This window comes from Methanoculleus sp. (assembly GCF_036677455.1).
Classification (GTDB): Archaea; Halobacteriota; Methanomicrobia; order Methanomicrobiales; family Methanoculleaceae; genus Methanoculleus.
The window spans coordinates 1-24,240 of the sequence record NZ_JAVBWL010000035.1 but is presented as its reverse complement, the minus strand read 5'-3'; the positions used below and the strand labels follow the sequence as shown (position 1 = coordinate 24,240).

Annotated in this window: 26 protein-coding genes and 1 pseudogene; 14 read left to right on the top strand and 13 right to left on the bottom strand. The window is 59.8% G+C overall.

What is annotated here, in order from left to right:
• From V6K60_RS08010 to V6K60_RS08000, 3 genes are all read right to left on the bottom strand, one after another.
• A partial coding sequence (locus V6K60_RS08010; RefSeq protein ID WP_332449998.1) for a type I restriction-modification system subunit M occupies positions 1 to 1,205 on the bottom strand: 1,205 nt, incomplete at its 3' end.
• Entirely contained in the window at positions 1,202 to 2,701 is a 1,500-nt protein-coding gene (locus V6K60_RS08005) for a type I restriction-modification system subunit M (protein WP_332449997.1), read from the bottom strand. The genes V6K60_RS08010 and V6K60_RS08005, both read right to left, overlap by 4 nt.
• A 166-nt stretch (positions 2,702 to 2,867) precedes the next feature.
• Entirely contained in the window at positions 2,868 to 3,194 is a 327-nt protein-coding gene (locus V6K60_RS08000; RefSeq protein WP_332449996.1) for a nucleotidyltransferase family protein, read from the bottom strand.
• Between the two features lie 93 nt (positions 3,195 to 3,287).
• Between V6K60_RS08000 and V6K60_RS07995 the strand changes: the two genes are divergently transcribed.
• The 4 genes from V6K60_RS07995 to V6K60_RS07980 all read left to right on the top strand — a co-directional run bounded on the left by V6K60_RS07995 (position 3,288) and on the right by V6K60_RS07980 (position 4,892).
• Positions 3,288 to 3,548, top strand: a complete 261-nt coding sequence (locus tag V6K60_RS07995; protein ID WP_332449995.1) for a DUF1016 N-terminal domain-containing protein — start codon at positions 3,288 to 3,290, stop codon at positions 3,546 to 3,548.
• A 51-nt stretch (positions 3,549 to 3,599) separates the two neighbouring features.
• Positions 3,600 to 3,908, top strand: a complete 309-nt coding sequence (locus V6K60_RS07990) for a hypothetical protein (RefSeq protein ID WP_332449994.1) — start codon at positions 3,600 to 3,602, stop codon at positions 3,906 to 3,908.
• Between the two features lie 109 nt (positions 3,909 to 4,017).
• Complete coding sequence (locus V6K60_RS07985) at positions 4,018 to 4,518, top strand: hypothetical protein (RefSeq protein WP_332449993.1); 501 nt, start codon at positions 4,018 to 4,020, stop codon at positions 4,516 to 4,518.
• Positions 4,519 to 4,520: 2 nt separating this feature from the next.
• Positions 4,521 to 4,892 (top strand): DUF3467 domain-containing protein, encoded by a 372-nt coding sequence (locus tag V6K60_RS07980; RefSeq protein ID WP_332449992.1) that lies wholly within the window; start codon positions 4,521 to 4,523, stop codon positions 4,890 to 4,892.
• 189 nt (positions 4,893 to 5,081) lie between these two features.
• Here the strand turns inward: V6K60_RS07980 and V6K60_RS07975 are convergent, their stop codons facing one another.
• Positions 5,082 to 5,675, bottom strand: a complete 594-nt coding sequence (locus tag V6K60_RS07975; RefSeq protein WP_332449991.1) for a hypothetical protein — start codon at positions 5,673 to 5,675, stop codon at positions 5,082 to 5,084.
• Between the two features lie 397 nt (positions 5,676 to 6,072).
• Between V6K60_RS07975 and V6K60_RS07970 the strand changes: the two genes are divergently transcribed.
• The 3 genes from V6K60_RS07970 (at position 6,073) to V6K60_RS07960 (ending at position 8,072) form a co-directional block, all read left to right on the top strand.
• On the top strand, positions 6,073 to 6,693 hold the full coding sequence (locus V6K60_RS07970; protein WP_332449990.1) for a sugar O-acetyltransferase: 621 nt from the start codon (positions 6,073 to 6,075) through the stop codon (positions 6,691 to 6,693).
• A gap of 388 nt (positions 6,694 to 7,081) precedes the next feature.
• Positions 7,082 to 7,678, top strand: a complete 597-nt coding sequence (locus V6K60_RS07965; RefSeq protein ID WP_332449989.1) for a nucleotidyltransferase domain-containing protein — start codon at positions 7,082 to 7,084, stop codon at positions 7,676 to 7,678.
• Entirely contained in the window at positions 7,644 to 8,072 is a 429-nt protein-coding gene (locus V6K60_RS07960; RefSeq protein WP_332449988.1) for a HEPN domain-containing protein, read from the top strand. The genes V6K60_RS07965 and V6K60_RS07960 overlap by 35 nt, the downstream gene beginning before the upstream one ends.
• A gap of 104 nt (positions 8,073 to 8,176) precedes the next feature.
• Here the strand turns inward: V6K60_RS07960 and V6K60_RS12835 are convergent.
• A pseudogene (locus tag V6K60_RS12835) lies at positions 8,177 to 8,458 on the bottom strand (HepT-like ribonuclease domain-containing protein); the annotation flags it as partial.
• Complete coding sequence (locus V6K60_RS07955) at positions 8,430 to 8,663, bottom strand: nucleotidyltransferase family protein (protein ID WP_332449999.1); 234 nt, start codon at positions 8,661 to 8,663, stop codon at positions 8,430 to 8,432. The gene V6K60_RS07955 and the pseudogene V6K60_RS12835, both read right to left, overlap by 29 nt.
• A 49-nt stretch (positions 8,664 to 8,712) precedes the next feature.
• Here V6K60_RS07955 and V6K60_RS07950 point away from each other — a divergent pair, with 49 nt between their 5' ends.
• Positions 8,713 to 9,387, top strand: a complete 675-nt coding sequence (locus V6K60_RS07950; protein ID WP_332449987.1) for a GNAT family N-acetyltransferase — start codon at positions 8,713 to 8,715, stop codon at positions 9,385 to 9,387.
• 48 nt (positions 9,388 to 9,435) lie between these two features.
• Here V6K60_RS07950 and V6K60_RS07945 read toward each other — a convergent pair whose 3' ends face one another.
• A complete protein-coding gene (locus V6K60_RS07945) occupies positions 9,436 to 9,663 on the bottom strand; it encodes a hypothetical protein (RefSeq protein WP_332449986.1) in 228 nt (75 codons plus the stop codon).
• A gap of 12 nt (positions 9,664 to 9,675) precedes the next feature.
• Positions 9,676 to 10,350, bottom strand: a complete 675-nt coding sequence (locus V6K60_RS07940) for a molybdopterin-dependent oxidoreductase (RefSeq protein WP_332449985.1) — start codon at positions 10,348 to 10,350, stop codon at positions 9,676 to 9,678.
• A 606-nt stretch (positions 10,351 to 10,956) separates the two neighbouring features.
• Between V6K60_RS07940 and V6K60_RS07935 the strand changes: the two genes are divergently transcribed.
• The 3 genes from V6K60_RS07935 (at position 10,957) to V6K60_RS07930 (ending at position 13,815) form a co-directional block, all read left to right on the top strand.
• Entirely contained in the window at positions 10,957 to 13,020 is a 2,064-nt protein-coding gene (locus V6K60_RS07935) for a histidine kinase N-terminal 7TM domain-containing protein (RefSeq protein ID WP_332449984.1), read from the top strand.
• Between the two features lie 132 nt (positions 13,021 to 13,152).
• Positions 13,153 to 13,284, top strand: coding sequence for a maltose acetyltransferase domain-containing protein (locus tag V6K60_RS12830; protein WP_442919556.1), 132 nt, complete (start codon positions 13,153 to 13,155; stop codon positions 13,282 to 13,284).
• 231 nt (positions 13,285 to 13,515) lie between these two features.
• Positions 13,516 to 13,815, top strand: a complete 300-nt coding sequence (locus tag V6K60_RS07930) for a DapH/DapD/GlmU-related protein (RefSeq protein WP_332449983.1) — start codon at positions 13,516 to 13,518, stop codon at positions 13,813 to 13,815.
• A 117-nt stretch (positions 13,816 to 13,932) separates the two neighbouring features.
• Here the strand turns inward: V6K60_RS07930 and V6K60_RS07925 are convergent, their stop codons facing one another.
• Positions 13,933 to 16,413, bottom strand: coding sequence for a cation-translocating P-type ATPase (locus tag V6K60_RS07925; protein ID WP_332449982.1), 2,481 nt, complete (start codon positions 16,411 to 16,413; stop codon positions 13,933 to 13,935).
• A gap of 714 nt (positions 16,414 to 17,127) precedes the next feature.
• Positions 17,128 to 17,622 carry a hypothetical protein gene (locus V6K60_RS07920; protein WP_332449981.1) on the bottom strand — a complete coding sequence of 165 codons (495 nt, stop codon included), beginning with the start codon at positions 17,620 to 17,622 and terminating at the stop codon, positions 17,128 to 17,130.
• Here V6K60_RS07920 and V6K60_RS07915 point away from each other — a divergent pair.
• The gene (locus V6K60_RS07915) at positions 17,621 to 18,358 is read left to right on the top strand and encodes a TolB family protein (protein ID WP_332449980.1); all 738 of its coding nucleotides are present in this window, start codon (positions 17,621 to 17,623) and stop codon (positions 18,356 to 18,358) included. The genes V6K60_RS07920 and V6K60_RS07915 overlap by 2 nt on opposite strands.
• A gap of 55 nt (positions 18,359 to 18,413) precedes the next feature.
• On the opposite strand, the gene V6K60_RS07910 is transcribed toward V6K60_RS07915, so the two are convergent.
• Both V6K60_RS07910 and V6K60_RS07905 read right to left on the bottom strand, forming a co-directional pair.
• Positions 18,414 to 19,385 carry a DUF308 domain-containing protein gene (locus V6K60_RS07910; RefSeq protein ID WP_332449979.1) on the bottom strand — a complete coding sequence of 324 codons (972 nt, stop codon included), beginning with the start codon at positions 19,383 to 19,385 and terminating at the stop codon, positions 18,414 to 18,416.
• Between the two features lie 419 nt (positions 19,386 to 19,804).
• A complete protein-coding gene (locus V6K60_RS07905) occupies positions 19,805 to 20,365 on the bottom strand; it encodes a DUF1269 domain-containing protein (RefSeq protein WP_332449978.1) in 561 nt (186 codons plus the stop codon).
• Between the two features lie 247 nt (positions 20,366 to 20,612).
• On the opposite strand from V6K60_RS07905, the gene V6K60_RS07900 reads away from it, so the two are divergent.
• Both V6K60_RS07900 and V6K60_RS07895 read left to right on the top strand, forming a co-directional pair.
• Complete coding sequence (locus tag V6K60_RS07900; RefSeq protein WP_332449977.1) at positions 20,613 to 20,795, top strand: hypothetical protein; 183 nt, start codon at positions 20,613 to 20,615, stop codon at positions 20,793 to 20,795.
• A gap of 43 nt (positions 20,796 to 20,838) precedes the next feature.
• Entirely contained in the window at positions 20,839 to 23,187 is a 2,349-nt protein-coding gene (locus V6K60_RS07895) for an arylsulfatase (RefSeq protein ID WP_332449976.1), read from the top strand.
• A gap of 38 nt (positions 23,188 to 23,225) precedes the next feature.
• Here V6K60_RS07895 and V6K60_RS07890 read toward each other — a convergent pair.
• Positions 23,226 to 24,240, bottom strand: a 1,015-nt coding sequence (locus V6K60_RS07890; protein ID WP_332449975.1) for an anaerobic sulfatase maturase, incomplete at its 5' end; no start/stop codon positions are given.

Below are 24,240 nucleotides of genomic sequence, written 5' to 3'. Positions count from 1 at the left end.
CGGGTGACCTCATTGACCGCGTTGATGAAGAGGACCCTGCCCCGCCGCTCCTCGGGTTTCCTCGTCCGGCAGACGACCACGCATGCCTCCATAGGCGAGTTGTAGAAGAGGTTCGGCCCGAGCCCCAGCACGCACTCGATCAGATCCGCTTCGATCAGCTTCCGCCGCATCTCTGCCTCCTCCTGCCGGAAGAGGACGCCGTGCGGGAAGAGGATCGCGCACCGGCCGGTCTCCTCGTCCATGCTGGCCAGAATGTGCTGCCAGAAGGCGTAGTCGGCACGGCCCTGCGGCGGCGTGCCAAAGACATTCCGCCCCCAGGGATCGGCGGCGAAGGCGGCCCGGTCCCACTGTTTGATGGAGTAGGGCGGGTTTGCCAGCACCACATCGAACCGCTGCAGGCGGTCGCCCTCCACGAACTTGGGCTCGGAGAGGGTGTCGCCGCGAACGATATGGAAGTCCTCGATGCCGTGGAGGAAGCAGTTCATCCGGGCGATGGAGGAGGTCATCAGGTTGCGCTCCTGCCCGTAAAGGCGGACGTTACGCCACTCCTGCCCCCGGCGGCGCAGGTGGGCGATGGCAGAGAGGAGCATGCCGCCGGAGCCGCAGGTCGGGTCGTAGATGGTCTCTCCCGGCTGCGGCTCCAGCATCTCGGTCATGAGGTGGACGACGGTGCGGTTCGTGTAGAACTCGGCCGCGGTATGGCCTGAGTCATCGGCGAACTTCTTGATCAGGTACTCGTAGCCGTTACCGAGCTCGTCCTCGGGCAGGTTGGCGACGGTGAGTTCGAGCGAGGAGAAGTGCTCGATGAGATCGCGGAGCATGGCATCCGAGAGGCGGTCCTTGTTGGTCCACTGTGCATCGCCAAAGATCCCATAGAGTTTATCGGGGTTCGCGGTCTCGATCGCCCGCATACCGGCCTGGATGACCTGCCCGACATCCCGTGCGGCCTTCCGAACCTCGCGCCAGTGGGCTTCGGGCGGAATCTGGAACCGGTGGTTCTCCGGGAACGCGGCAAAATCAACATCCCCGCCGGACTCCGCAAGTGCCGTCTCTGTCTCCTCGTCGTAGACATCGCAGAGGCGCTTGTAGAAGAGCAGCGGCATGATGAACTGCTTGTAGTCGCCAGCATCGATGGTTCCCCGGAGGAGGACGGCTGCCCCCCAGAGATAGGATTCGAGCTGCTGCTGCGTGATGCGGCTAATCATATGAGAAGACCCTCCCGCTTCAGTATGCTGATGAGCCGTTCTTCCGCTGCAAACGCCGCCTCAGCACTCTCACGAAGCTGCTGAAGGGCCTCTTCAACGGTCGGCACTTCCTCTTCGACTTTCGGCTCGACATACCGGGGAATATTCAGGTTGTAATCATTCGATGCGATCTCCTCAAGCGTCACCACCCGGGCAACCCCTTCCACATCCGCAAAATCCCGATACCAGCCGTAAATGCGGCTGACATGCTCGGGGAGCAGTTCGTTCTGGGCGCGACCGGTCTTGTACTCCTTCGAAGCGTCAATGATGAGAACCTTGTTTCTCCGAACCTCGGCTTTGCGCTGGCGGAAGACGAGGATGCAGGCGGCGAGGCCGGTGCCGTAGAAGAGGTTCGGACCAAGGCCGATCACCGCTTCGAGCACGTCCATGCCGAGGATCTTCTTCCGGATGGCTCCCTCTTTCCCCATACGAAAGAGCGCCCCGTGCGGCAGTACAACCGCCATGCGACCGGTTTTGGGCGCCATCGATCGGATCATGTGTTGCACCCAGGCGTAGTCGCCGCTCCTGGCAGGCGGCATTCCGGCGAAGTCGCGGCCGAAAGGATCGCTCGCCCAGACCTCTTCGCCCCATTTCTCCAGGGAGAATGGAGGATTTGCGATGACGCAATCGAAGGTCGCCAGGTTATCGCCTGAGAAGAACGCCGGGTGGCGGAGGGTATCGTCACGCACGATTTGAAAGTCCTCTGCCCCGTGCAGGAATAAGTTCATCCTTGCGATGGCCGAGGTGGTGAGGTTCCTCTCCTGGCCGAAGAGCTTGCCCCAGAGCGTCCGGTCGTCGCCGTGAGCCTCTCGCACGTGGTGGATGGCCTCAAGCAGCATACCTCCTGTTCCGCAGGCCGGGTCGTAGATGGCCTCACCCTCGTGTGGGTCGAGAATGTTGACCATCAGTCGGACTACCGATCGCGGCGTGTAGAACTCCCCTGCCTTCTTGTTCGTGAGATCGGCGAACTTCTTAATGAGATACTCGTAGGACTGGCCGAGGATGTCAGCCTTCGCCGCCTGATTCCCGAGATTGATCCGGGAAAAATGCTCGATAAGGTCGCGCAACAGGGCATCGGAGAGGCGATCTTTGTTCGTCCACTGCGCGTCGCCAAAGATGCCATAGAGGGTTTCCGGGTTGGCTGTTTCAATACAGCGCATCGCTTTCTGGAGAGCCTGCCCGACGTTTATCGTTACCGTGCGGACATCGTTCCAATGACATTCATGAGGGATCTGGAACCGGTAGTTCTGCGGGAACCGAGCATACTCTTCATCGCCTCCGGATTCTGCAAGAGCTGCCTGGTACTCCTCGTCGTGCACATCGGAGATTCGCTTGAAGAAGAGGAGCGGGAAGATGTAGGTCTTGAAGTCGGCAGCATCAACAGGCCCACGCAGGATGTTTGCGGCTTCCCAGAGGTGTGATTCGAGTTGAGCGAGGGTTGTTGTCGTAGCGTCCATAGCGTAACCTCAAGAGAAGCAGTGCAGCGGATACAGAGAGGGAAAAGGCAGAACGGTTCTGTCCGTATACGCCGCCTGTGTCTCTCCTCTACGGCCGTTTCAGCACTTAATTACCATTTTTGGATTGGGACTATATTAACTACCATCTTCTGTGTCTGGATATCTCTCAATATTCTACCAAACATTTTCCAGATAGAGCAGGGGATCCCCAGGCATAAACGACCTCGTCGAGGACGGCATCCCGGATCCGGGGTTTCAGGGTATCGGCAATAACGAGGTCCGCCTTCCGCCCCAGGAGATCCTCAAGATAGAATTTGAGGTCCATAAAATGATCAAAGGTCTCCTCCCCCTCCCGGAACTCCACCAGGATATCGATGTCGCTTGCCGGCGTCTCCTCGTTCCGCGCCACCGACCCGAAGATGCCGATACGGGCCACGCCGTAGCGCTCCCGAATAATACAGAGGTTCTGCCGGATCCGGGCAAGGGGATGCATCGGTACTCCTGAGTACTCCATCCATCGTCGTATACCCTCCGATATCCGGGAGCTCGCATCCCGCCACCGTGTTCAGACAGTCCTGCATCACGCGTGGTCGGATCACTCTCTTCGGATCCGGACATCTCCTTTCTCCTCTCAGATCTCCATGACCTGCTCCGGGCGGCAAAAGGCCGTGCTGCGACTGCAATAAACGTCGAACTGGTCCTGCTGTACTGGCATATCGGCGATCGAATCGGCAGGGATATTCTCAAGGAAGAGCGAGCACCATATGGTAAGAGAATTATTTCGACACTGTCGAAAAAATTGATAGCAGAGTACGTTGCTTTGAGCCAGGTTCAAGCCAAGAAGTAAAATAGAAGATTAATAACACCCGGAAGTCAATATCCCCTTTGGTGCCACCCAATGAGAGAACGCAACCATCCTGCGCCGGAAGGGCCTGACCCGGAAGAGCAAGGAGCCATCTTCCTCGGATGGTTAAAGAAGCGTGGCGGCATGAGGAAGGTGCAGGATTGTCAGCGAAAGTGCAGAGAGAACGGCTTTGAAGCGAAAGATTTTGTCGATTCAATGGGACAGGAGTACATTCGCCTCTACCGTGCCAGCGGGGGAGACAAAGTCATGAAACTTGAAAAACCCGTCTGGGCGGATCAATGGATGACCTACTACGACCTCGAAGTGCCCCATCACCGGCACTGGACCAAACTGAAAGAATAATTTCGGTATCAGAACATTTTTTTACTATCGCTCACCACTGCTTACTACCAGTGAGAGCACCCGTAGCGCTCCTGAGTGGAGCACGGGTGCTGCAGTTGGAGGAGTGATTATGTCAGGGAAGATACTGCCGGAGCTTCCAGAAGCACTCGAGGAATTCCTGAACAAACCGTATGGCGGCTTATTCGGGAATACCGTTCTCGCTCAGGTCGTTGAAGAGATCGTCGCTGATCCGACAATGGACTACCGGCCCGGGTACCTTGAGGAGATGACGGGCAAAAAGGCCCCCAGCATCAGAGAGGCACTCAGGGTGCTCGTCAGACTCGGGCTGATCGAGAACGTCTCAAGTGACGTACAGCATCCCGTCTACCGGGTCGTCGTTGAGTCGAAGAAGTTCATTGCACTCTCCCTGCTGGCCTATGCCGTAATCGACGATCGGGACGGGACGGACTGCATGAACACAGCAATCCTGGACTACTACAACAGATCGCTCAGGGCAAAGGTAGAACCGCTTGCAGTCGCGACGAACTATGCCGGCGAATGGACGGTAGGAGATGATTGCTCTGCACGGGAAGCAGAGTCAGGGTATTCGATCTACTCAGTGGGGGTGTAACCATGGGAGAGGAGCAGAACGAGAGGACAACCGCAGTCGATCTCCGCGAGCTCTACCGGATTGAGCCTGAAGAGTTACAGCTGGATATCACCCACAGTTCCTACTCGAACCTCGCGTATGTGCAGGTAGCGCACAGGGATGTCTGTATCGACTTTCTGGAGATGCCCGGTGTCCGCCGGGATGGCAAAGCGCTGATAAACGGAACGCGTATCTACATGTCGCACGCTGCCGCACAGAAACTCGCTGAAGCCTTAGGCGGGATTCTTGAGAGGGTGCATACCGAGGAAGGCATGGAGAAGTACGTTCCCGGGGGTCTGGAAGGGAGGGCACCCTCAACAAAAGTTGAACGGAAGCGAGAAGACAGGCCCGTATAGGGTTCTTGTCTGTTGCCGAGTGATTGCGTTTCGTACGCGATCGCGTAGAATTTACCCCCGACCAAGTATCCGTTTACGTAAAAGGCAGTTCGAGGGTCGCACGAAAGTGCAGAGAGACTCCACGAACTCCACAAACGTCGGACATAGGAACGGAGGGGAGCGGCAGCGCTCCCCTCCGCCATAGATGCATCACCCTGCTCTATTCATCCTGAGCGCCCTGTTCCGGATCCCCCTTGTCGTTATCCGGAGTTTGGACGCCACTGAAGCATTCCTCGGTGCCGTTATCCCTGATCGCTCTGCACGCCTCCACCGTATTCCCGGTTCTGCAACACTTCCCGATGTTGTTACCTCCGGTTGCCCCGCGTATCTTCCCCCGGTCTCCGTATCCCTTCCCGCCCCTGCGTCAACAGGGGATTCCGTTTCTCCCCCGGCACACGAACCCCGGGGCGCCCGCCCCTCAGGAATGGCAATATCATTCAGCACCCGAAACAGCCGCATCCCGAGATCGGTCGGCTCGTAAAACACCTTCCGTTTATCGGCAAAGTCCTCAAACCTGGCAATCTTTCTCGTCACAAGCCCGCTGTCGACAAGAGCCTTCAGAGCCGGGCCGATGGTGTTCGGGTTTGCCTTGAACTCGTCTTTTATCTCACTGAAGTATTTCCTGCCCTCAAGCACCAGGGCTACATACACAGCCCACCGCAGGTCATTGCTAAGCCCCATAACGGCAGCCCGGGCTTCATAGGGGACTTCGTTCAGGTATTTTTCGACAACCGCCTGCTCCATACTTCACCTCAACGCGAATATAAGTTACATTATGCTAACTGATATTAACCCTTTCGCCGGGATTGGTTAGCATGACGTAACTAATAGTTATAATATCTGCATGATAATTCTTTCTAAGAATGGCACCACCGAGGGGACGCTCTACCAAACAGAATGCAGACCGCATTCGCTTCGAGAAGTTTCCCGGACTGAGAGTCAGGATGTATGAAGAGTCCAGGCGAGCGGGATCTCCGGGTGCCCCGCAACCGGGTCAGGCCCCCAGCCACTCTGTCCGGTGCATGGCCGGAACGCCGGCCGCCCCTCCAACCCCATTAAGAACGATCACACCGGGCCGGTCACGGTTCATGATCAACCTTTTCTCCAGTGCCTCAACTATACCCGGACGAGGAGGCCGGCTATGACAGAGAAAGAGAGAATGGTATGCGGAGAACTCTATTTCGCATACGACGAAGAATTGAAACGGGACCGCCAGAGAGCCAGAAGATTGACACGACTATTCAATGGGACTACTGAAGAGGAATTGGAATACCGGACAGAGTTGCTCAAGAGCCTCTTTCAATCCACAGGCGAGCAGATCTTTATCGAACCGCCGTTTCGCTGCGATTACGGCTGCCACATCCGTATCGGCGACAATTTTTACGCAAACTACGATTGTATCATACTTGATGTCTGCGATGTGACCATAGGCGATCACGTCTTCTTCGGCCCCCGGGTCGGCGTCTATACCGCCGCGCACCCGATCGACGCAGGGGTGAGAAATGCGATCCTCGAGTACGGACGACCGATAACGATAGGCAACAGCGTCTGGGTCGGGGCGGATGTTGTCATTAACCCCGGCGTAACAGTCGGGAACAACGTGGTTATCGGCTCGGGCTCCGTCGTGACGAAAGATATACCCGATAACGTGATTGCCGCCGGCAATCCGTGCAGGGTCCTGCGTCCAATAACGGTTGAGGATAGGGAGTACTGGGAGGAGAAAAGAAAGGAGTATATGGCAAATGAGCCTGAGAGGTACTAATATGGAGAGTTGTTTTATCAGCCGGCAGCTCCCGGAAAAGAGGTAACAGCAACCGTACGGCAGACGGCTTTATTACCGCCACACAGGAGAGAGGATGTACGGTAGCTCATTTTGATACGGTGTTTATGAAGATTGGCGGCTGCCATGTGCGGCCAGCGTTTCAGTAAAAATAGCGCCTGCTACTGTACTGATGACTTTAACAAGACGACACCTGCAAATCATTAACAAGACAACACCCTCACGTCCAATCGCCATACACCGCTGTCGAGTACAAATTGTATCCAATTGATTATAAGTAATACTCAATTGATTATAAATAATATTCATTTGAGTTCATTAAGTTATCAAAAGAGCACCTTTTTATAATCAACAGATCCACCCATCATACATGCTCGAAGTTCTCATATCCTCGGAGACGAGAGTGAGACTGCTCACGCTATTCCTCATGAATCCCGGCAAGGAGTATTACATCCGCCAGGTCGAGAGGCTTGTCGGGAAGAACTACGCGCTTGTCCGAAAGGAGCTCGCACGGCTCGAATCATTCGGATTATTGACGTCAGAGGTGAAAGGGAACCAGACATACTACGCTGTCAACCAGGATTTCTTCCTCTACCCCGAACTGCAGAGATTGGTACTCAAGACCGAAGGGGTCGCCGGGGTGCTCAGGGACCGGCTTGACGAGCTCGGAGATGCCGAATGCATCTTCATCTACGGTTCGTTCGCGAAAGGAAGAGCAGGGGCAAAGAGCGACATCGACCTCTTCATCGTCGGGGAGGTCGATGAGAACCGGCTTATCCCCCTGCTCAACGAGAGCGAACGGACGCTTCAACGAGATATCAATTATACGCTGGTCAGGAAGGAAGAACTGCAGGATCGGGTCGCCGAGGCGGACCCGTTCATCACCAACGTCCTGTACGGGCCAAAGATTATGATCAAGGGCGAGGAGTACCATGATAAAACGGCTGGAGACAGAAGGAAAGATTGAGAGGATACCCATCGATCGGAGGACGGTCAGGGAAGCGATCGATATCGCCGAACGAGACCTTCGTGCCGCTGAGATGAACCTTGCAATCAGCAATGAATGGACCTACAACATCGCCTACAACGCGGTTCTGTCAGCAGGAAGAGCACTGATGTTTGCCCGGGGATACCGCCCGAAGGGCGGGGAAGGACACGTCTCCGTGAAGGAATTCCTGGGATATCACCTCAGTCCGGACGAGGTTGCCATCTTCGATCGAATGCGGAGGAAGCGACATATGGCCACGTATGACGTCAGTTCCATCGTCACCCATACCGACGCGGAAAGCGCACTTACTACGGCAAGAACCCTGGTAGATACGATAAAAGGGATTCTTACCGAGGATGGATTCTTATCATAACGTGCTGTTGTGCAGGCACGGTGCGGAGCGGCCGGCTCTACCGCCCCTCTTCTTCCCGGATCATCGCCTCCACCGCGTCCTCCAGGGGCCCGAGTATGGTCGTGGATGATGTCCCAGAGGATCGTCGGTTTCACCGCATAATAGGAGTGAACGCTGATGTCCCGGAGCCCGGCGATCTTACGCCACTCGATCCCGGGATAGCCGGTGGTGATCTCGGCCGGGATCTGTTTCGTCGCCTCCCCGATGGTGATGAACCGGAGCACAACAGCGCCAAGGCACATGTGATCGCCCACGAACTCCTCGAACGTCCGGTCCCCGACATAGGAACGTATGGACACAATGGCGTCGCGGATATCCTCAAGATACAGCAGAAGGTCGCCAGGCATAAACAACCTCGTCGAGGACAGCATCCCGGATCCGGGGCTTCAGGGTATCGGCAATGACGAGATCTGTCTTTCGCCCCAGGAGATCCTCGAGGTAGAACTTGAGGTCTATAAAGTGGTCAAAAGTCTCCTCCCCCTCCCGGAACTCCACCAGGATGTCGATATCGCTCGCCGGCGTCTCCTCGTTCTGCACCACGGACCCGGAGATGCCGATGCCGCCCGGGATTTATAAGTCCGGAGAGCCCAAACACTGGGCAATGGAAAGACCCGCCGGAAACGCCACCGGCCCCGATCATCCCCCCGTCTATCTTCCCCTTGACACGGCCGACGTCGAAGAGGCGGCCCGGCTCTACACGGACGTCTTCATCGCCGACGAGCCGACAACGCACCGTTATGCACCGGACCCCGAGATCTTTCTGCCGTATGCACGGTGGTACACCGAATTTCTTGCCGAGAAAGAGTTGAGTTATATCGCCCGCGACGGACGGACGGGCGAGATCGCCGGGTTCATCTTCTGCCTTGACCTCACCAGCGACCTCGCGGCCGAAGGGGCGACGATGGCGGAGTTTCTTGCGCATTTTCGTGAAACCGTCGAGATGATCGACGAACTGGAAGAACAGTACATCGACCGGGACGAGATCGCCGCTGGCACCGTGCTGCATATCTTCCAGATCGGCGTGGCCCGGCCGTACCGCGGGTGCGGGATGGCACAGGCGATGATCCGGCGTACGCTAGCCTCTGCCCGGATGCGTGGATTTTCCCGGGCGATTGCCGATTGCACCGGCCCGATCTCCAGGAGGGCGTTTGAACGCTGCGGCTTTGTGCAGGCAGGCATTCTACCCTACGATTTGTTCAGCAAAAACGGCGTTGCATTCTTTTCAGGCATCGACGGCGGGATCTCCCTGATGGTCAGGGAGCTCGATACGGCATAGCGCCCCGGCAGGCAAGGCATATGTCCTGCCGCGATGACCGCTTGAGCATCACCTCCTGAAGACCCCACAGGAGTAGTAGATGTGCAGCACCAGCACGATCAAGAACGGGCCCCAGAGAAGGAAGTGGATCTGCTGGGAGAGTGCCTTATCGAGAAGCCCGAACGTCAGGGACCGCACGAGCCCTGGTTCCGTGATCCCGAAGCCGCTGATCAGGAAGAGGAGCGTCAACACGAGGAGGGTCCGGGCGACCAGTTTCCGGCAGGCGAACCGCACCATCCCTCTTCCTCCCTATCCCCGGTCGAAGAAGGACCGGTCGAGGCTCCCGTTGTTCGAATACCCCCGGCTCTCCCAGTAGCCGCGGTAGTCCGCATCGTCGGAGACCTCGATCCGGGTCACCCACTTCACCCACTTATAGCCCCAGCGGTCTTCGGCCACCAGCTGGAAGGGGAACCCCCGATCCGCCGGCAGCGTGACGTTGTTCATGGCATAGGCGAGCAGGATGTCCTCATCCTCGATGTAGGCGAGGGGAAGCGAGGAGGAGTAGCCGTCCGCAGCGTAGAAGATGACCGTGTTCGCCTCCGGTTTCACCCCCGCCTCATCCAGGAGGTCCTTCACCCGTACCCCCTCCCAGAGGATAGTGACGTCCCAGCCTTCCACGCAGGAGAGGGTAACGACCTTGCGGTAGTGAGGAAACCGGTCTATGAGCGTATCGTAGGAGTACTCCCCTCTGTTCTCCACCAGCCCGTCGACGGTGAGCGTATACGTGCTTGCATTCACGTGCTGCGGGCCGCGGATCGAGTTCTCGCGGAAGTCTGCAATCGAGGAGAGCCGCTCCCCCCGGTACTCCCGCACCTCTGCAGGCGCAAGGTTCGTCGCCTCCTGCCGGTTCTCCGCCAGATCGAGGGCGTAGAGGACGGCGATGGCGCCGATCAGCAGTATGACTACGATCTGACCCGTGCGCATGAACGTACCCCATATATGATACCTGGATCTGCTGGTGTGTGGCACCCCGTTCGTATAAATGCACCCCAGTCATCCGGCGAGGAGATCTGCAGGCAGGTTACGCCGTTCCCGGCGATGTGCGCCCTCTTTTCGGCGGTCCACTCTCGGAGCCTCCCCCGCCTTCGCCTCGATCGCCGGACCACTGCCGTGTGTGGCCCGGGGATGGGGTGAGATCGCCGCACAGATACTCGCTGAAGCATTAAGCGGGATTCTTGAGAGGGTACAAACAGAGGAGGGCATGGAGAAGTACTTCCCCGGGGTCTGGAGGGGAGGACATCCTCAACGAAAGTCGAACGGAAGAAGACAGACACGTATAGAGTTCCCGCACGTTGCCGATTGATCGCGTTTCATACGCGATCGAGCAGACCTCCTCACTTTTCGCTTCTCCAGAACAGACGCGATCTTGCGTCTATCAACGCAAACATCCCTAATAATCAAAAACAGTTCATTTAAGTAACAGGGCCTCTAATAGCGCTATTTTGCACGGATACACGTTCCCATCGCGTATCCCGAAACGAAATATTCAACATCCGTCAATCGAGATATTACCTCCAGAGAGACCCGCCCATGATATCCACCCTCTTGATCGGGCTCCTCTTCCTTGCCGGAGGGGTGCTCATCGCCCTTGTGCTCTATTGCCACAAGCACCGCGACATAGCCGTGGCACGGCCCCTCGGACTCCTGCTGTTGTGCACCGCCTTCCTGCCCATCACGCATGCCCTCAACCTGATGACGGAGACGCTCTGGCTCAAGATCCTTCTGCTGCAGATCCGGTTCCTGGCCGTGCCGTTCCTCGCCGTCCTTCAACTCACATTCATCCTCACCTACCTGAGAAGGGAAGAGTGGATACAGGGCTGGAAAAAAGTCCCCCTCTTCATCATCCCGGTAATAACCGTCATCCTCGCCCAGACCACCTGGTTTCACCCGTTCTTCCGGTACGATTACTGGGTCGACCTCTCGGGACCGCTCCCTATACTCAACTTCACCAACGGAATAGGATTCCAGGTCCATGTTGCATACTCTCACCTTCTCCTGGTCGCGAGCCTCCTCCTCCTCATCTTCGTCCAGCCGGAGATCCATGCCTTCTACCGGCGCCAGCGCCTCCTTCTCCTGGCCGCGCTTCTCCTCCCCCTCCTCTGCGATCTCCAGTACCAGCTGGGCCTCACTCCATACCCGGGACTGACGTTGACGTCGTTCGCCCTGATGTTCACCGGACTCGTCTTTGTGGGAGCAACGCTCAGGCAGGGCCTCCTCGAGGTTACCCCGGTCGCCCGGGGAAAGGTGATCGAGGAGATGAGCTCGCCGATGATGGTGATCGATACGCGGGGACGGATGACCGATATGAACGCCGCAGCGGTCCGGCTTCTCGGGACAGTGCGTGACGACGCCATCGGCAGTCCGGCGGATCGCGTCCTCGCGGGCCACCCATCGCTCCTTGCCCTGATACAGGCTGCACCCGGGAATCACCGGGAGATCGTCATCGAAGAGGGCGTGGAGAGGCAGTTCTTCGATGCAGCCGTGGACGACCTGCGGACCGGGTCCGGGGCGGTCATCGGAAGACTGGTCCTCCTCCAGAATATTACCGAGCGCAAGCAGGCAGAGGAAGCGCTCAGGGAGAGCGAGGAGAAATACCGGACCATCATCGAGAACATGCAGGACCTGTTTTACCGCACCGATCTCGATGGGACCATTCTCATGATCAGCCCGTCCGGGGCAGCACTGGCAGGCTACGGTTCGCCCGAAGAGATGATTGGCGTGGCCATACAGGATATCTATGCCGATCCTTCGGAACGCGAGAAGTTTCTTGGTTCACTCAGGGTGAACGGCGCGGTCAGGGGATACCCCCAGGTACTCAAGATGAGAGACGGGACCCTGAAGCACGTGACGGTGAGCGGTCATCTCTTCACCGATACAGAAGGTTCGGTCCGGGGTGTGGAAGGAATCATCCACGACATCACCGACCTCCACCAGGCTGAGCAGGCGCTCCTGCAGGCGAACCGGCAGCTCAACCTGATGAGCAGCATCACCCGGCACGACATCCTCAACCAGCTGACGGTCCTCCTCGGCAACCTCTCGTTCGCACAGGAGGAAGCGCCCGAAGGACCCCTCTCAGGATACCTTGAGAAGATGAACATCGCCGCCGAGACCATCCATCGCCAGATCGAGTTCACCCGTGACTACCAGGACCTCGGCGTCCGCGCTCCGGAATGGCAGCGCATATCAGATGCGATCCGGGCTGCGGCGGCCGGGGGACTTCCGATAACCGATGAGACAGGTGATCTTGCAATCTACGCGGATCCTATGCTTGTGAAGGTCTTTGCCAACCTGATGGACAATACGGTCCGGCACGCTGAGTCGGCGACCCGGGTCCATGTCCTGTACCGTCCGGAGGAGAACGGGGACCTCACCCTCATCTGGGAGGACGACGGTGTCGGCGTTCCTGCGGGGGAGAAGGAGCGGATATTCAACCGGGGCGTCGGGAAGAACACGGGGTTCGGCCTCTTCCTGATCAGGGAGATCCTCGCGATCACCGGGATCCCCATCGCCGAGAGAGGGGAGCCCGGGAAGGGGGCACGGTTCGAGATGCGGGTGCCCTCCCGGGCGTTCCGGTTCGATTCGGAAGCGGCGTGACGTCGCCGTCGCCCGGGTGCACCTGTTGCGCCGGAGAGATCCCCCTCGCGACCTCACCCGGGGTAGGGTCCTCCCGACCCACCCTTTACCCCGCCCGTTACATTCAAATCTGTCCATACCGGGAGACCGTCCATGACGGAAAAGGAAAGGATGCTATCCGGGAAGTTATACGTCGCACAGGACGAAGAACTGAAGCGGGACAACCTGAGAGCCAGAAGACTGACCCGATTATTCAATGGAACGACAGAAGAAGAATTAGAATAGCGGACGGAGTTACTAAAGAATCTCTTTCAATCTGCAGGTGAACATATCTTTATTGAGCCGCCGTTCCGCTGTGATTACGGCTGTCACATTCGTATCGGCGACAATTTTTATGCGAACTATGACTGCATCATTATCGATGTCTGTGAGGTGACAATAGGCGATCATGTCTTTTTCGGCCCCCGGGTCGGCGTCTACACTGCCGGGCATCCGATTGACACAGGGGTGAGAGACATGAGTCTCGAGTGTGGAAAGCCGATAACCATTGGGAGCAGCGTCTGGATTGGAGCGGATACGGTGATCAATCCGGGGGTGACCATCGGGGACAACGTGGTGATCGGTTCGGGCTCCGTCGTAACAAGAGACATCCCGGACGATGTGATCGCCGTGGGAAACCCGTGCAGGGTGTTGCGTCCAATAACGGTTGAAGATAAGGAGTACTGGGAGGAGAAAAGAAGAGAATATATGGAAAATAACCCAGAACGATCGCCCGGCCCTCGAGCCGGGAGTACCGGCAATTCTTACCGAACTTGATGGCATGCTGCCGGGAAAATGCGGCGAGATACCATATCCTGATCACCCCGAATGACGGCGATGCTGGATTAAGCGAGCCTGCCGGGCAGAACCCCTCTCTATTGTAGATCTCCGTCACTATTCTGGATGGAAAGGCCAGGGGATATCGGAGTGCCTCGCCCCCGCCCGCCAGACCTTCACCACCTCGTACACTCCCATGGAGACCAGCGGAACCCCGACGACGAGCCCGACGTAACCGATGCCGATACTCGTAAGGCCGAGCCGCCCGCCGACGGCCGGAACCGTCAGGGCGAGCGCGAGGAAGATCGTTGCACCCGCCCCCCACAGGAGCATCACGCGGTTGGAGAGGAGCCCGACACGATAGAGCGGGTCGGTTGTCGAACGCGAGACGAATGCCAGGAGGACATGCCCGATCAGCCACGCAGAGAAGGCCGTGGTCTGGGCCACGACGACGGGCTCGCCCCGGAACAGGGTATACCAGTAGGGCACGAAGACGGCAGCGAGCAGGGCGATTCCCCCGGCCACAATCCATGTCACCAGTCCCCGGTTGAGGAACGGGGTATGCGGGTCACGGGGCGGCCGGGTATCGATCGAGGGCTCGGGCGGTTCGGCGACGAACGAGGCTGAGGCCCCGAGGTCCATGAAGAGCTCGAGCAGGATGATCTGGATAGGCGAGAACGGAAACGGCAGGGCGAGGAGGAGCGACGCGATGAAGACCGCGACAAGGGCCAGTTTCACGGAGAGGTAGTAGCGCACCCCCTTGGTGAGGTTGTCGAAGATCCGCCGGCCCTCGAGGATACCCCTGCCGACCGTCACGAAGTTGTCGTCGGCCAGGACGATATCGGCGGCCTCTTTCGCGGCATCGGTCCCTTTTACCCCCATCGCAATCCCGATGTCGGCCCCCTTCAGCGCGAGGGTATCGTTCACGCCGTCGCCGGTCACGGCGACGACCTCCCCGAGCGCCTGGAAGACCTCCATGAGGCGGTGCTTGTGCTGGGGGGTGACCCGGGCGTAGACGCTGGCCTCCCGCACCACCTCCCGGAGCCGGGTATCAGAGAGGGCGTCGAGTTCGTGCCCCTCGATCACCGCCCCAGCGGGGATGCCGACCTCGCCGGCGATTGCAGCGGCGGTCCGTGGGTGGTCCCCGGTGACCATGATCGTCCTGATCCCTGCCCGGGCCATCCTGGTGATCGTCTCCCGCACCCCCGGACGCGGCGGGTCCTCGATCGCGATCAGGCCGTCGAGAGTGAGGTGCTGCTCCAGATCGTCGGCGCTCTGCCCGGGCTCGGTCCGGGCAAGGGTGCGGTGGGCGACCGCGATCACGCGCCGCCCCTTCGCTGTCTCCGCGTCGAGAGCCTCCTGCAGGCCGGCGTCGCCATCATCGGCCCGGGCGATGACCTCCTCGGGAGCGCCGATCAGGTAGAGGGCAGGGCCATCGAGCCTGTCGCGAACGACCATGCCGGTCTTTCTGCCGCCCCCGAAGGTCTCCTCCCTGAGGATCGGGGAGGTCTCGGCCGGAATGCCGAGGCGTTCGGCCTCCTCGATGAGGGCCAGATCCGTGATCGAGAGGGAGAGTTCGGTCATGGCCGAGCGTGCCGCGCTGAGGACCTCCTCCCGCGCTCCGGCGGGGTGGACGGCCACGACCTGCATCCGGCTCTCGGTGATGGTGCCGGTCTTGTCTGTCAGGATCACCGTCGCGTTGCCGAGGGTCTCTGCCGCCCTGAGCCTTTTCACCAGGAAGTTCTCTCTCGAGAGCAGGTAGGCCCCGAGGCCGAGGGTCATGGTGATGATGATCGGGAGCTCCTCCGGGATCGTGGCAAACGCGAGGGCGAGACCGGTCAGGATGCTCTCCTCCAGGGGCAGGCCCTGGAGGTATCCGGCCAGCGGGATGGCGACCGAGAAGAAGATGGCGACGACGGCGAGCATCCTGGAGAGCGACTTCATCGCGAGCTGGAGCGGGGTCCTGGGCGGTTTGACGACCTGGGCCTGGGCCGCGATCTCCCCGATCCGGGTTCTTCCCCCGGTTGCGGCGGCCTCGAGCACCCCCTCCCCATCGAGGACGAGCGTTCCCGAATAGGCGTCGTCGCCGGCCGCCTTCTCCACGGGGAACGACTCTCCCGTCAGGGAGGATTCGTCAACCCTGAGGCTGACCGAGGAGACGAGGCGGCCGTCAGCCGCGATCCTGGTGCCAGGCACCAGGACGAGCAGGTCCCCGGGCACCACATCCTCGGTCGGGATACCCGCGATCCGCCCGTCCCTGACGACCTTCGTCTCAGGGGCGGCGATGGTCGCAAGCGAGGCGATCGCCTTCTTGGCCCGGTATTCGGTCCAGATCTCGACCATGACGAGGATGAAGATGATCGCATAGAGGGTCAGGGCGTCCTGGAACTCCCCGAAGACAGTGTACGCGACCCCGACCACCAGGAGAAGGAGGATCATCGGCTCGGTGAGCTCCTCTCGCGCTATACCGAGAAACGTCACCTTACCTGCCGTCTCGACCCGGTTCGGGCCGAAACGCTGGAGCCGCACTCCGGCCTCTTCGCCGGAGAGACCGTGCATCGCCGCGGGCCGGGACCGGCCATCCGTGCCCGCACTCATCCGCACCGCCCCTCCATATGCCCCGGCACACCCATCGCACCACAGCCCTTTAATTCGGAGTTGTCCATCCCAAGACCCCTGATGACAATCGGTTGGATGACCTGACTGCACTTATATGCGAACGATCATCTCACGGCTCTTTTCAGGTGACCCGTATCCTGCCATTCGCCCGACCTCCATCAGTGATATGCCAGTATTACTCCTCACCCAATCATCAGCCTTTGGGAAGGTGAGAGGCCGGATGGCGACCCGGCCAGCCTATGAATGTTTGCGGCATGGTATACCAGAAATAGCGCTGATCCCCCACAGATCGGCCTTAATCTGAGCATTGACCTCTACACTGCGGAGCTGACGGAGGGAGCATGAGGTTTAAAAATTAAAGGGTTTCGGTCCCGTCCTCCGGGGCCGATTCGGGGGTTGGTGGCGGTGTTTGTTCCTCAAGGATCGCGGTCCAGCCTGCCGCAACCACCGCGGGCAGTTATATATACCCACTCCACTATCCCCGCCGCGGCGTGGGATCATCACGAGACCAATCCACGCGGGATTGTGATCGCATGCAGAAGGCCCCTCCCCCCTGAAGGGGGGTGGAGAGCCGGCAAACCAGGGAAGGTGAAGTATGAGGATAACAACATTCGGGACGATTGTCGCCGCAATTATCGCCATAATCTGTGTGGCGGGACTCGCGTCAGCACTGCCACCCGTCGCACAGCCTGATCAACCGCCAGTCGTCGAACTCCCGCCAACGGTAACGCCAACGCCGACGGTCACGCATATCCGACCGCCGGTCGTCTCAGTGTCGCAACTGCCGGTATTCGAGCCCCCAGGACCATCAACGCCGACGACTACCACGACCCCGACGACCACCACGACAACCACGACAACCACGACAACCCCGGTAGAGACCGCGACGGCCACGGCAACGGAGACCCAGGCGCCGACGGTCACACCGACGCAGACCCGGACGCCGGCGATACCCCCGCGGCCGACACCGCCGACAGTCGCACTCCCGCAGCCCCAGCAGAACAGCCCGGCAGGCGGGGTGCCGGCACCCAGCGGCCAGGTGGACAAGATGTACCCTGCAGTATCAGGGAATAACGTCATCTGGGTCAACAACGACTCGATGAACGGGTCTGTCTCGGTGCAGCTTTGCGATATACCCTCAGGGAACAACTCGACCATATCCACCCCTACGTCGGTGCCCCTCGTCATGCCCCGCCAACTAGCCATCGCTGAGAACAATGCCGTCTGGTCGGGAACAAACCCGCAGACAGGACGCGTCAACATCTATCTCTACGATATTGCTACGGGCAGGCTGCAGCAGGTGACGAAAGACGGGCCAGGGACGCCGCTGGACCCCGGTGTCTCGCAAGACTACATCATATGGACGAACCTTACGGACGGGTCGGGCGATGTCGACCTCTACAGGATTGCAGGTGGAACCGCCACACCCCTGGTCATCGCTCCATCCCACCAGATGGAGACGGCCATCGGCGGAAACACGACGGCCTGGGTGGATAACACGACCGGAGGCGACTTCGATATCGTCATATCACCCCTCGGCGGGTCGGGAGGAGTCATCCTGAGCGAGCCTGGCGACGACCGCTATCCTGGCGTATCGAGCGACGGCCAGTACGTCGCCTGGATCAAGTTCATCGAGAACCGGAGCGCCGTCTACCTCTATGACGTGGCGAAGGGGAACGCAACGCTGATAACCGGAGAATCGGCACGCCCTGACTCAGTTGCGGTCGATGGAGACCTCGTGGTCTACTCGGATCTGCGGAACGGAAACCATGATATCTACATGTACAACATCATCACCGGAACGGAGACGCAGGTGACATGGGACCCGTATGACCAATCCTACCCTGACGTCTCAGACGGCGTGATCGTCTGGATGGGCAACAATACCGGCAGGTGGGATATCTATCGCACCTCTACCGGATAACGTGGAGCACGAGGGCCGGGAGTCTACGTGAGAGTATTCTCCCGGACCAGGGGCATCATCGGGAAACGCCGCCCTCTTCCATCAGGCGGGCGGCATTTCTCAGCCCGTACGCGTCAAGGACTATGAAAGCACCAGCCATGAGCACGATTCCTGCCAGCAGGAGGATGAGGAGCCGGATCAGCCCACCCGGCAGGGTGATGGCGAGAATCCCGAGGACCAGCGAACTTACGCCCAGCCCGAGGGTGTACCAGAAACCCTTCGTCAGACTCCCCCTCTCCCGAAACGCCCTCAGCAGCGTGACGGCGGCGCTGGAAAAGAGCCAGACCGCGAGGACCAGCAGGATGAGGATGAGATAGAGTTTCCAGAAGATGAAGAGGGCGATTCCTGCAACGGCGAGAGCCGCGTCCCCTGCCAGGTCGGAACAGAGTTTCCAGAAGATGAAGAGGGCGATTCCTGCAACCGCCACGATGCTTCCCCTGATGATGTCCTTGTCCGCATGCTCTTCCCGGTTCCTCTGCCGGGCGCCTTTAGTGATCGCGATGAGACCGAGGATGAGAACGAGGGCAGGCAGGGTTACAGCGAAGAAGGATAGTGTGCCATAGAATGCCGTGAGGAGGAGGGTGACACCTATCGCTACCAGGACGATGCCAAGGCCCATCCGGAACTTCCAGGTCATGTGCTGGTCAGCAAGACGTTGCAGGGGATCTCTCCGGGTTGCATCTTTGCCGGTTATAAAAACGGTCTCCATGGTCTCGTGAAGCATGAGCGCCAGGGGTGCGTCATCGATCAGGTGCATGATAGGGTTCTTCTCCGGGTCGTACCGGTCCATGTGGACACGGTACTCCAGGACAGTCTCGTGAGCGTGGTACTGTCCCTTCCGGTAACTCGCGATGGTCTCGGGGCTCGGCACGTTGATGGCCGACCGTTTCCAGCCCGGCTCGAGCGGCTCGGTCACCAGGTCCTTCGGAACGACGACCTGAAAGACCCCCTGGTGCAGCGCATCGAGATACGACTCAAGCGTGCTCAACCCATCTCCTCCTCATCCGGGTCCTCAAGATTCACCGACACCCGCTGGAACGGTCTCTTGAGAAACGAGGCCTGCGGATGCGTATACCACACGTTCTGGGGGTGATCGTATAAAAAGTGAGGGCCAGGTATACGCTTCGCCGTCCGGGCATTACCGGCGGCATGGCTTCCGGAGCCGCTTCTCGAGGCGCCGCAGTACGCCTGTACCCGGTCTGCTTCCGTTCCGGTTCCAGGACCATCTCCGACATCATGCGTATCCCCGGACGAGGATGCCTGTCCATCCCGGTCGGGCGGCTCGCACCCTGCCCCGTCGCCGCCACAGAAGTACTCATACAGGAGGAGGCAATCCCCCCGGTCAGGCGGATCAGGGGTGGAGATGGGGTACCCTGTAAAAATGGTAGCGAGCCGGTCCCGGCCTCCTCACCGTGCCGGTGCCGCCATCGGCTTCTTCTCCTCCGTTTCAGCAGCCTCGACCGCTTCCCGAAGCTCCGTCCCGGCCATCACGAGGGCTTCCGGGGTAACTATGCCCTCGGCGATGAGGTATGCGTTGGTATCCCGGAGCGCCTCTTTGAGCTCCTTCGCCCAGAGGTGCTCGATGAGAAAGACCGCGGCGGCGCTGTCGTTCGGGATGGCGTCGGAGATCTGCTGGACATTCTCCTCCGTCATACCAAAGGTCCGCTGAGCGGCCGCCATGGTACCGGCCTCCCAGCCGGTCTGTACGCCTTCCTCCCCACCGGCCCCGAGGCCGATGAGCGCGCCGACGGCGGCGCCGAAGCGCTGCCGCTCCGCGTCGTCAAGCTGCGTGGCCTCCATGGCCTCGACGTTTCCGTCCGCATCCTTCCAGACGAATCGTGCGTCGATCAGCCTGACGACACCCGCTTCCATCGCCGACCCGAGCGCCTTGCGAATCTGGCCGTGGAAGTCCGGATTTTTGAACCCGATGACCAGAAGGTGCATCGGCCCATACATAACTTCAGCCATTCTTCTATTCCTCCTATGACAGATGCATAGACTGCCTGCCCACACCCGTGATTGCCCTCGCGCCGGAATACAACTGCAGGCGACCCGGCCTGCGAACATCTCGTCTCTCTGGAAGTGCGCACACCTGAGGCAGGTCAGGACCAGATGGGTGCCAGGATATAAAATTATGTGAATGAAACTTTGACACCTCCAGATCCCCGGATAAGCACTGTTTCAGTGCTCTCCCCCCTCGATCAGCCCGGGATCAATGCGCCATCTGGTCGATCGCCGCTGTCACGGCGAGGACGGGCGCGTCGTCGTGCCCCGGCTCCACCTCCACGCCGTAGGTGTCCCGGACCCGGAACCGCTTCTTCGAGACCTCGACGGCATGCTCCCGGCGCCCGGGTGCGATCCCGGCAGGACTCAGGCATCGAAAGAGATTAATCTGTGACCGTACCTGACACGGCGCTCACAACATACGTGGAGAGTGCAAGATGTCCGAGAGATGGAAGGGCACGGTCAATCTCGATATCCGGGATTCGGTGCCTGACTGGGATCCCTACCTGCAGCCGCAGGCTCCGGTTGATGCCCCCAACATCCTGATGATCGTCTGGGACGACGTCGGCTACGGGGCCATGGACGTATTCGGCGGGCCCATCGAGACGCCTACCATGCAGCGTATCGCCGATAGGGGGATACGCTACAGCAACTTCCATACCACGGCGCTCTGTTCGCCCACCCGTTCGAGCCTGCTCACCGTGCGCAACGCAACCAGCAACAACATGGCCTGCATCACCGAGGCGTCCGCCGGTTTCCCGGGGATTTCCGCCCGCATTCCCTTCGAGAACGGGTTTATCTCGGAGGTGTTGAACGAACGGGGCTACAACACCTACGCCATCGGCAAATGGCACCTGACCCCGGGAGAGGAGACCGACATGTCCTCATGGAAGGGACGCTGGCCGCTCGGACGGGGATTCGAGCGTTACTACGGATTTCTGGGCGGGGAGACCAACCAGTGGTATCCCGATCTGGTCTACGACAACCACCCCATGGACCAGCCCTACCGCCCGGACGAGGGCTACCATTTCTCCAGGGATATTGCCGATCGGGCGATCGAGTTCGTCCGCGATGCGAAGGTGATCGCCCCGGAGAAGCCCTGGTTCATGTACTTCTGCCCGGGGTGCGGCCACGCCCCGCACCATGTCTTCAAGGAGTGGGCTGACCGGTACAGGGGCCGGTTCGATATGGGCTACGAGAAGATCCGTGAGCAGATCCTCAAGAACCAGAAGAAGATGGGACTGTTGCCGGAGAAGACCGGCCTGTCGCCCATCAACCCCCACGGTGAGCCTGCCACGACCGGGCCGGACGGTCAGCCATGGCCGGCTCTCGACTTCGTGCCTCCCTGGGATTCGCTGAACGAGGACGGAAAGAAGCTCTTCATCCGTATGGCTGAGGTCTACGCCGGCTTTGTCACCTACACCGATGCCCAGATCGGGCGGATCCTCGACTATCTCGAGGAGTCGGGGCAGCTCGAGAACACCATCATCGTCGTTGTATCCGATAACGGCGCCAGTGCCGAGGGTGGCCCCAGCGGTTCCTTCAACGAGAACAAGTTCTTGAACAACGTGCCCGACACGGTCGAGGCGAACCTGCCGCACATCGACGAGCTTGGCGGTCCCGGGGCATACAACCACTACTGCAGCGGCTGGGCGTGGGCATTCGACACCCCGTTCCCCTACTGGAAGCGGTTTGCCGGATACGAGGGCGGAACTGCGGACATGTGCTTGATTGCGTGGCCCCGCGGCATCAGTGCCCGCGGCGAGGTGCGCCACCAGTATGTCCACGCCGTGGACATCGTCCCGACGCTCTACGACCTGCTGGGGATCGAGCCGCCGAAGGTGCTGAAGGGCTACACCCAGAGCCCGATCGAGGGGGAGAGTTTCAGGGCCAGCTTCGGCGATCCCGATGCGCCGGAGCGGGAGACCCAGTTCTACGCGATGCTCGGTCAGAGGGCGATCTACCACCAGGGCTGGCTGGCAACCACGGTCCACCCGCCTCTCTCGGGCTGGGGCACCTACGCACACGACGTCTGGGAACTCTACAACCTGAAGGAGGACCGGGCCCAGATGCAGAACCTTGCCGAAGAGAACAGAGATGTGCTTGACCTCCTCAAGGGGCTCTGGTTCTACTATGCGGGCATTTACCACGGTATGCCGCTTGATGACCGCAGTCCGCTGGAGATCTTTGCCACGCCGCGTCCCCAGCCCGCGAGACCAAGAACCCGGTACGTCTACTACCCGGGGACTGCCGGGGTTCCCGGGTCGGTAGCAGTCAGTATCCGGGGGCGGTCGTATGGAATCGTGGCCGGTGCCGTCATCGACGGGCCGGAGGCACAGGGCGTCCTCTTCGCCCACGGTGGTGTCGGTGGCGGTCACAGCCTCTATATTGCAGACGGGCGGCTTCACTACGTCTACAACTGGCTCGGGGATACGATCCAGAAGATCTCCTCAAGCAGCACCGTGCCTGCCGGCCGGCACGTCTTCACCGCGGAGTTTGCCCGGGACGGGGAAGATCCTGATACCAGGAGCGCCCTTGGAACCCTCACCCTGTACATGGACATGAAGAAGGTGGGAGAGGGTCGGATCAAGACCCAGCCGGGATCCATCTCCCTCACCGGCGACGGTCTCTGTGTCGGCCGGGATGATGGATCGCCGGTATCGCCGGACTATGCCGCACCCTTCGCCTTTACGGGTGGGACCATCGAACGGGTGGTGATCGATGTGAGCGGTGAGCATTATGTCGACCACGAGAAGGAAGTGGCCGCCTGGATCATGAGGGATTAATCCCGGATCCAGAAATCATCACCGTTTCGGGGTGCCGTTCATCTTCCACAGCACTTCCTGTACTTCAGCCCGCTTCCGCAGGGGCAGGGCTCGTTCCGGCCCACCTTTGCCGTCCCGCCGGCCCTCTTCCTCTCTGCCGCGAGCACCGGCATCACCTCGTCGGCAGACCTCCCCTGCCGGAGCAGGCCGGCCATCATCCGCATCGGGCGGTCGGCGTGGGAGAAGAACGCTTTATACCCTGCGCAGAGGAAGTTCAGTCCCATATCGCCGCTCGAAGTCTCGATGAACCGGTTCTTCGGGCATTCACCGTTGCAGACGGCGAGGAACGCACATTCCCGGCAGTACCGGGGGAGCGTATCGCGCTTGGCCGTCCCGAACCTCCGCTGCTTACCCGAGTTCACGAGCTCAGCGAGCGGTGTCGTGAGGATGTTGCCGAGGAAGTGGTCCGGTTCGACGAAGTGGTCGCAGGAGTAGAGGTCGCCGTTATGCTCGAGCGCCACGCCAGAGCCGCAGGTGGGTCCAAAGATGCAGACCGCCCCTGCCATCCCGAGCCATCCCGCAAGCGCCCAGTCGAAGTTCAGGATGAACATCCGACCGACGTCGCGTCCGACCCACTCATCGAAGATCGCGATCAGGAACCGTCCCCACTGCTCCGGCCGGACGGATCGCTCGGTGACCGTGTTCCCTTCCTGAAATCCAGTCTCGTTCTCCCGCTCGACGATGGGGATGAACTGGATGTACGGCGTTCGGAGGTCGTCGCGGAAGAACCGGTAGACCTCGAGGGGATGATCGGCGTTCGTGTTGGTGACCGCACAGAGGATGTTGAATTCGACCCGGTGCTTCTGGAGCAGGCGGGCGGCGTTGAGGACCCGGTCGAAGGTGCCGCGATCCTGCCGGTCTCTCCGGCAGGTGTCGTGGAGGCCTCCGGGACCGTCCATGGAGAGGCCGACGAGGAAGTTGTTGTCGTGGAAGAACCGGCACCACTCGTCATCGAGGAGGATGCCGTTTGTCTGGAAGGTGTTCTCGATACGGGTTCCGGGCTTTGCATACTTC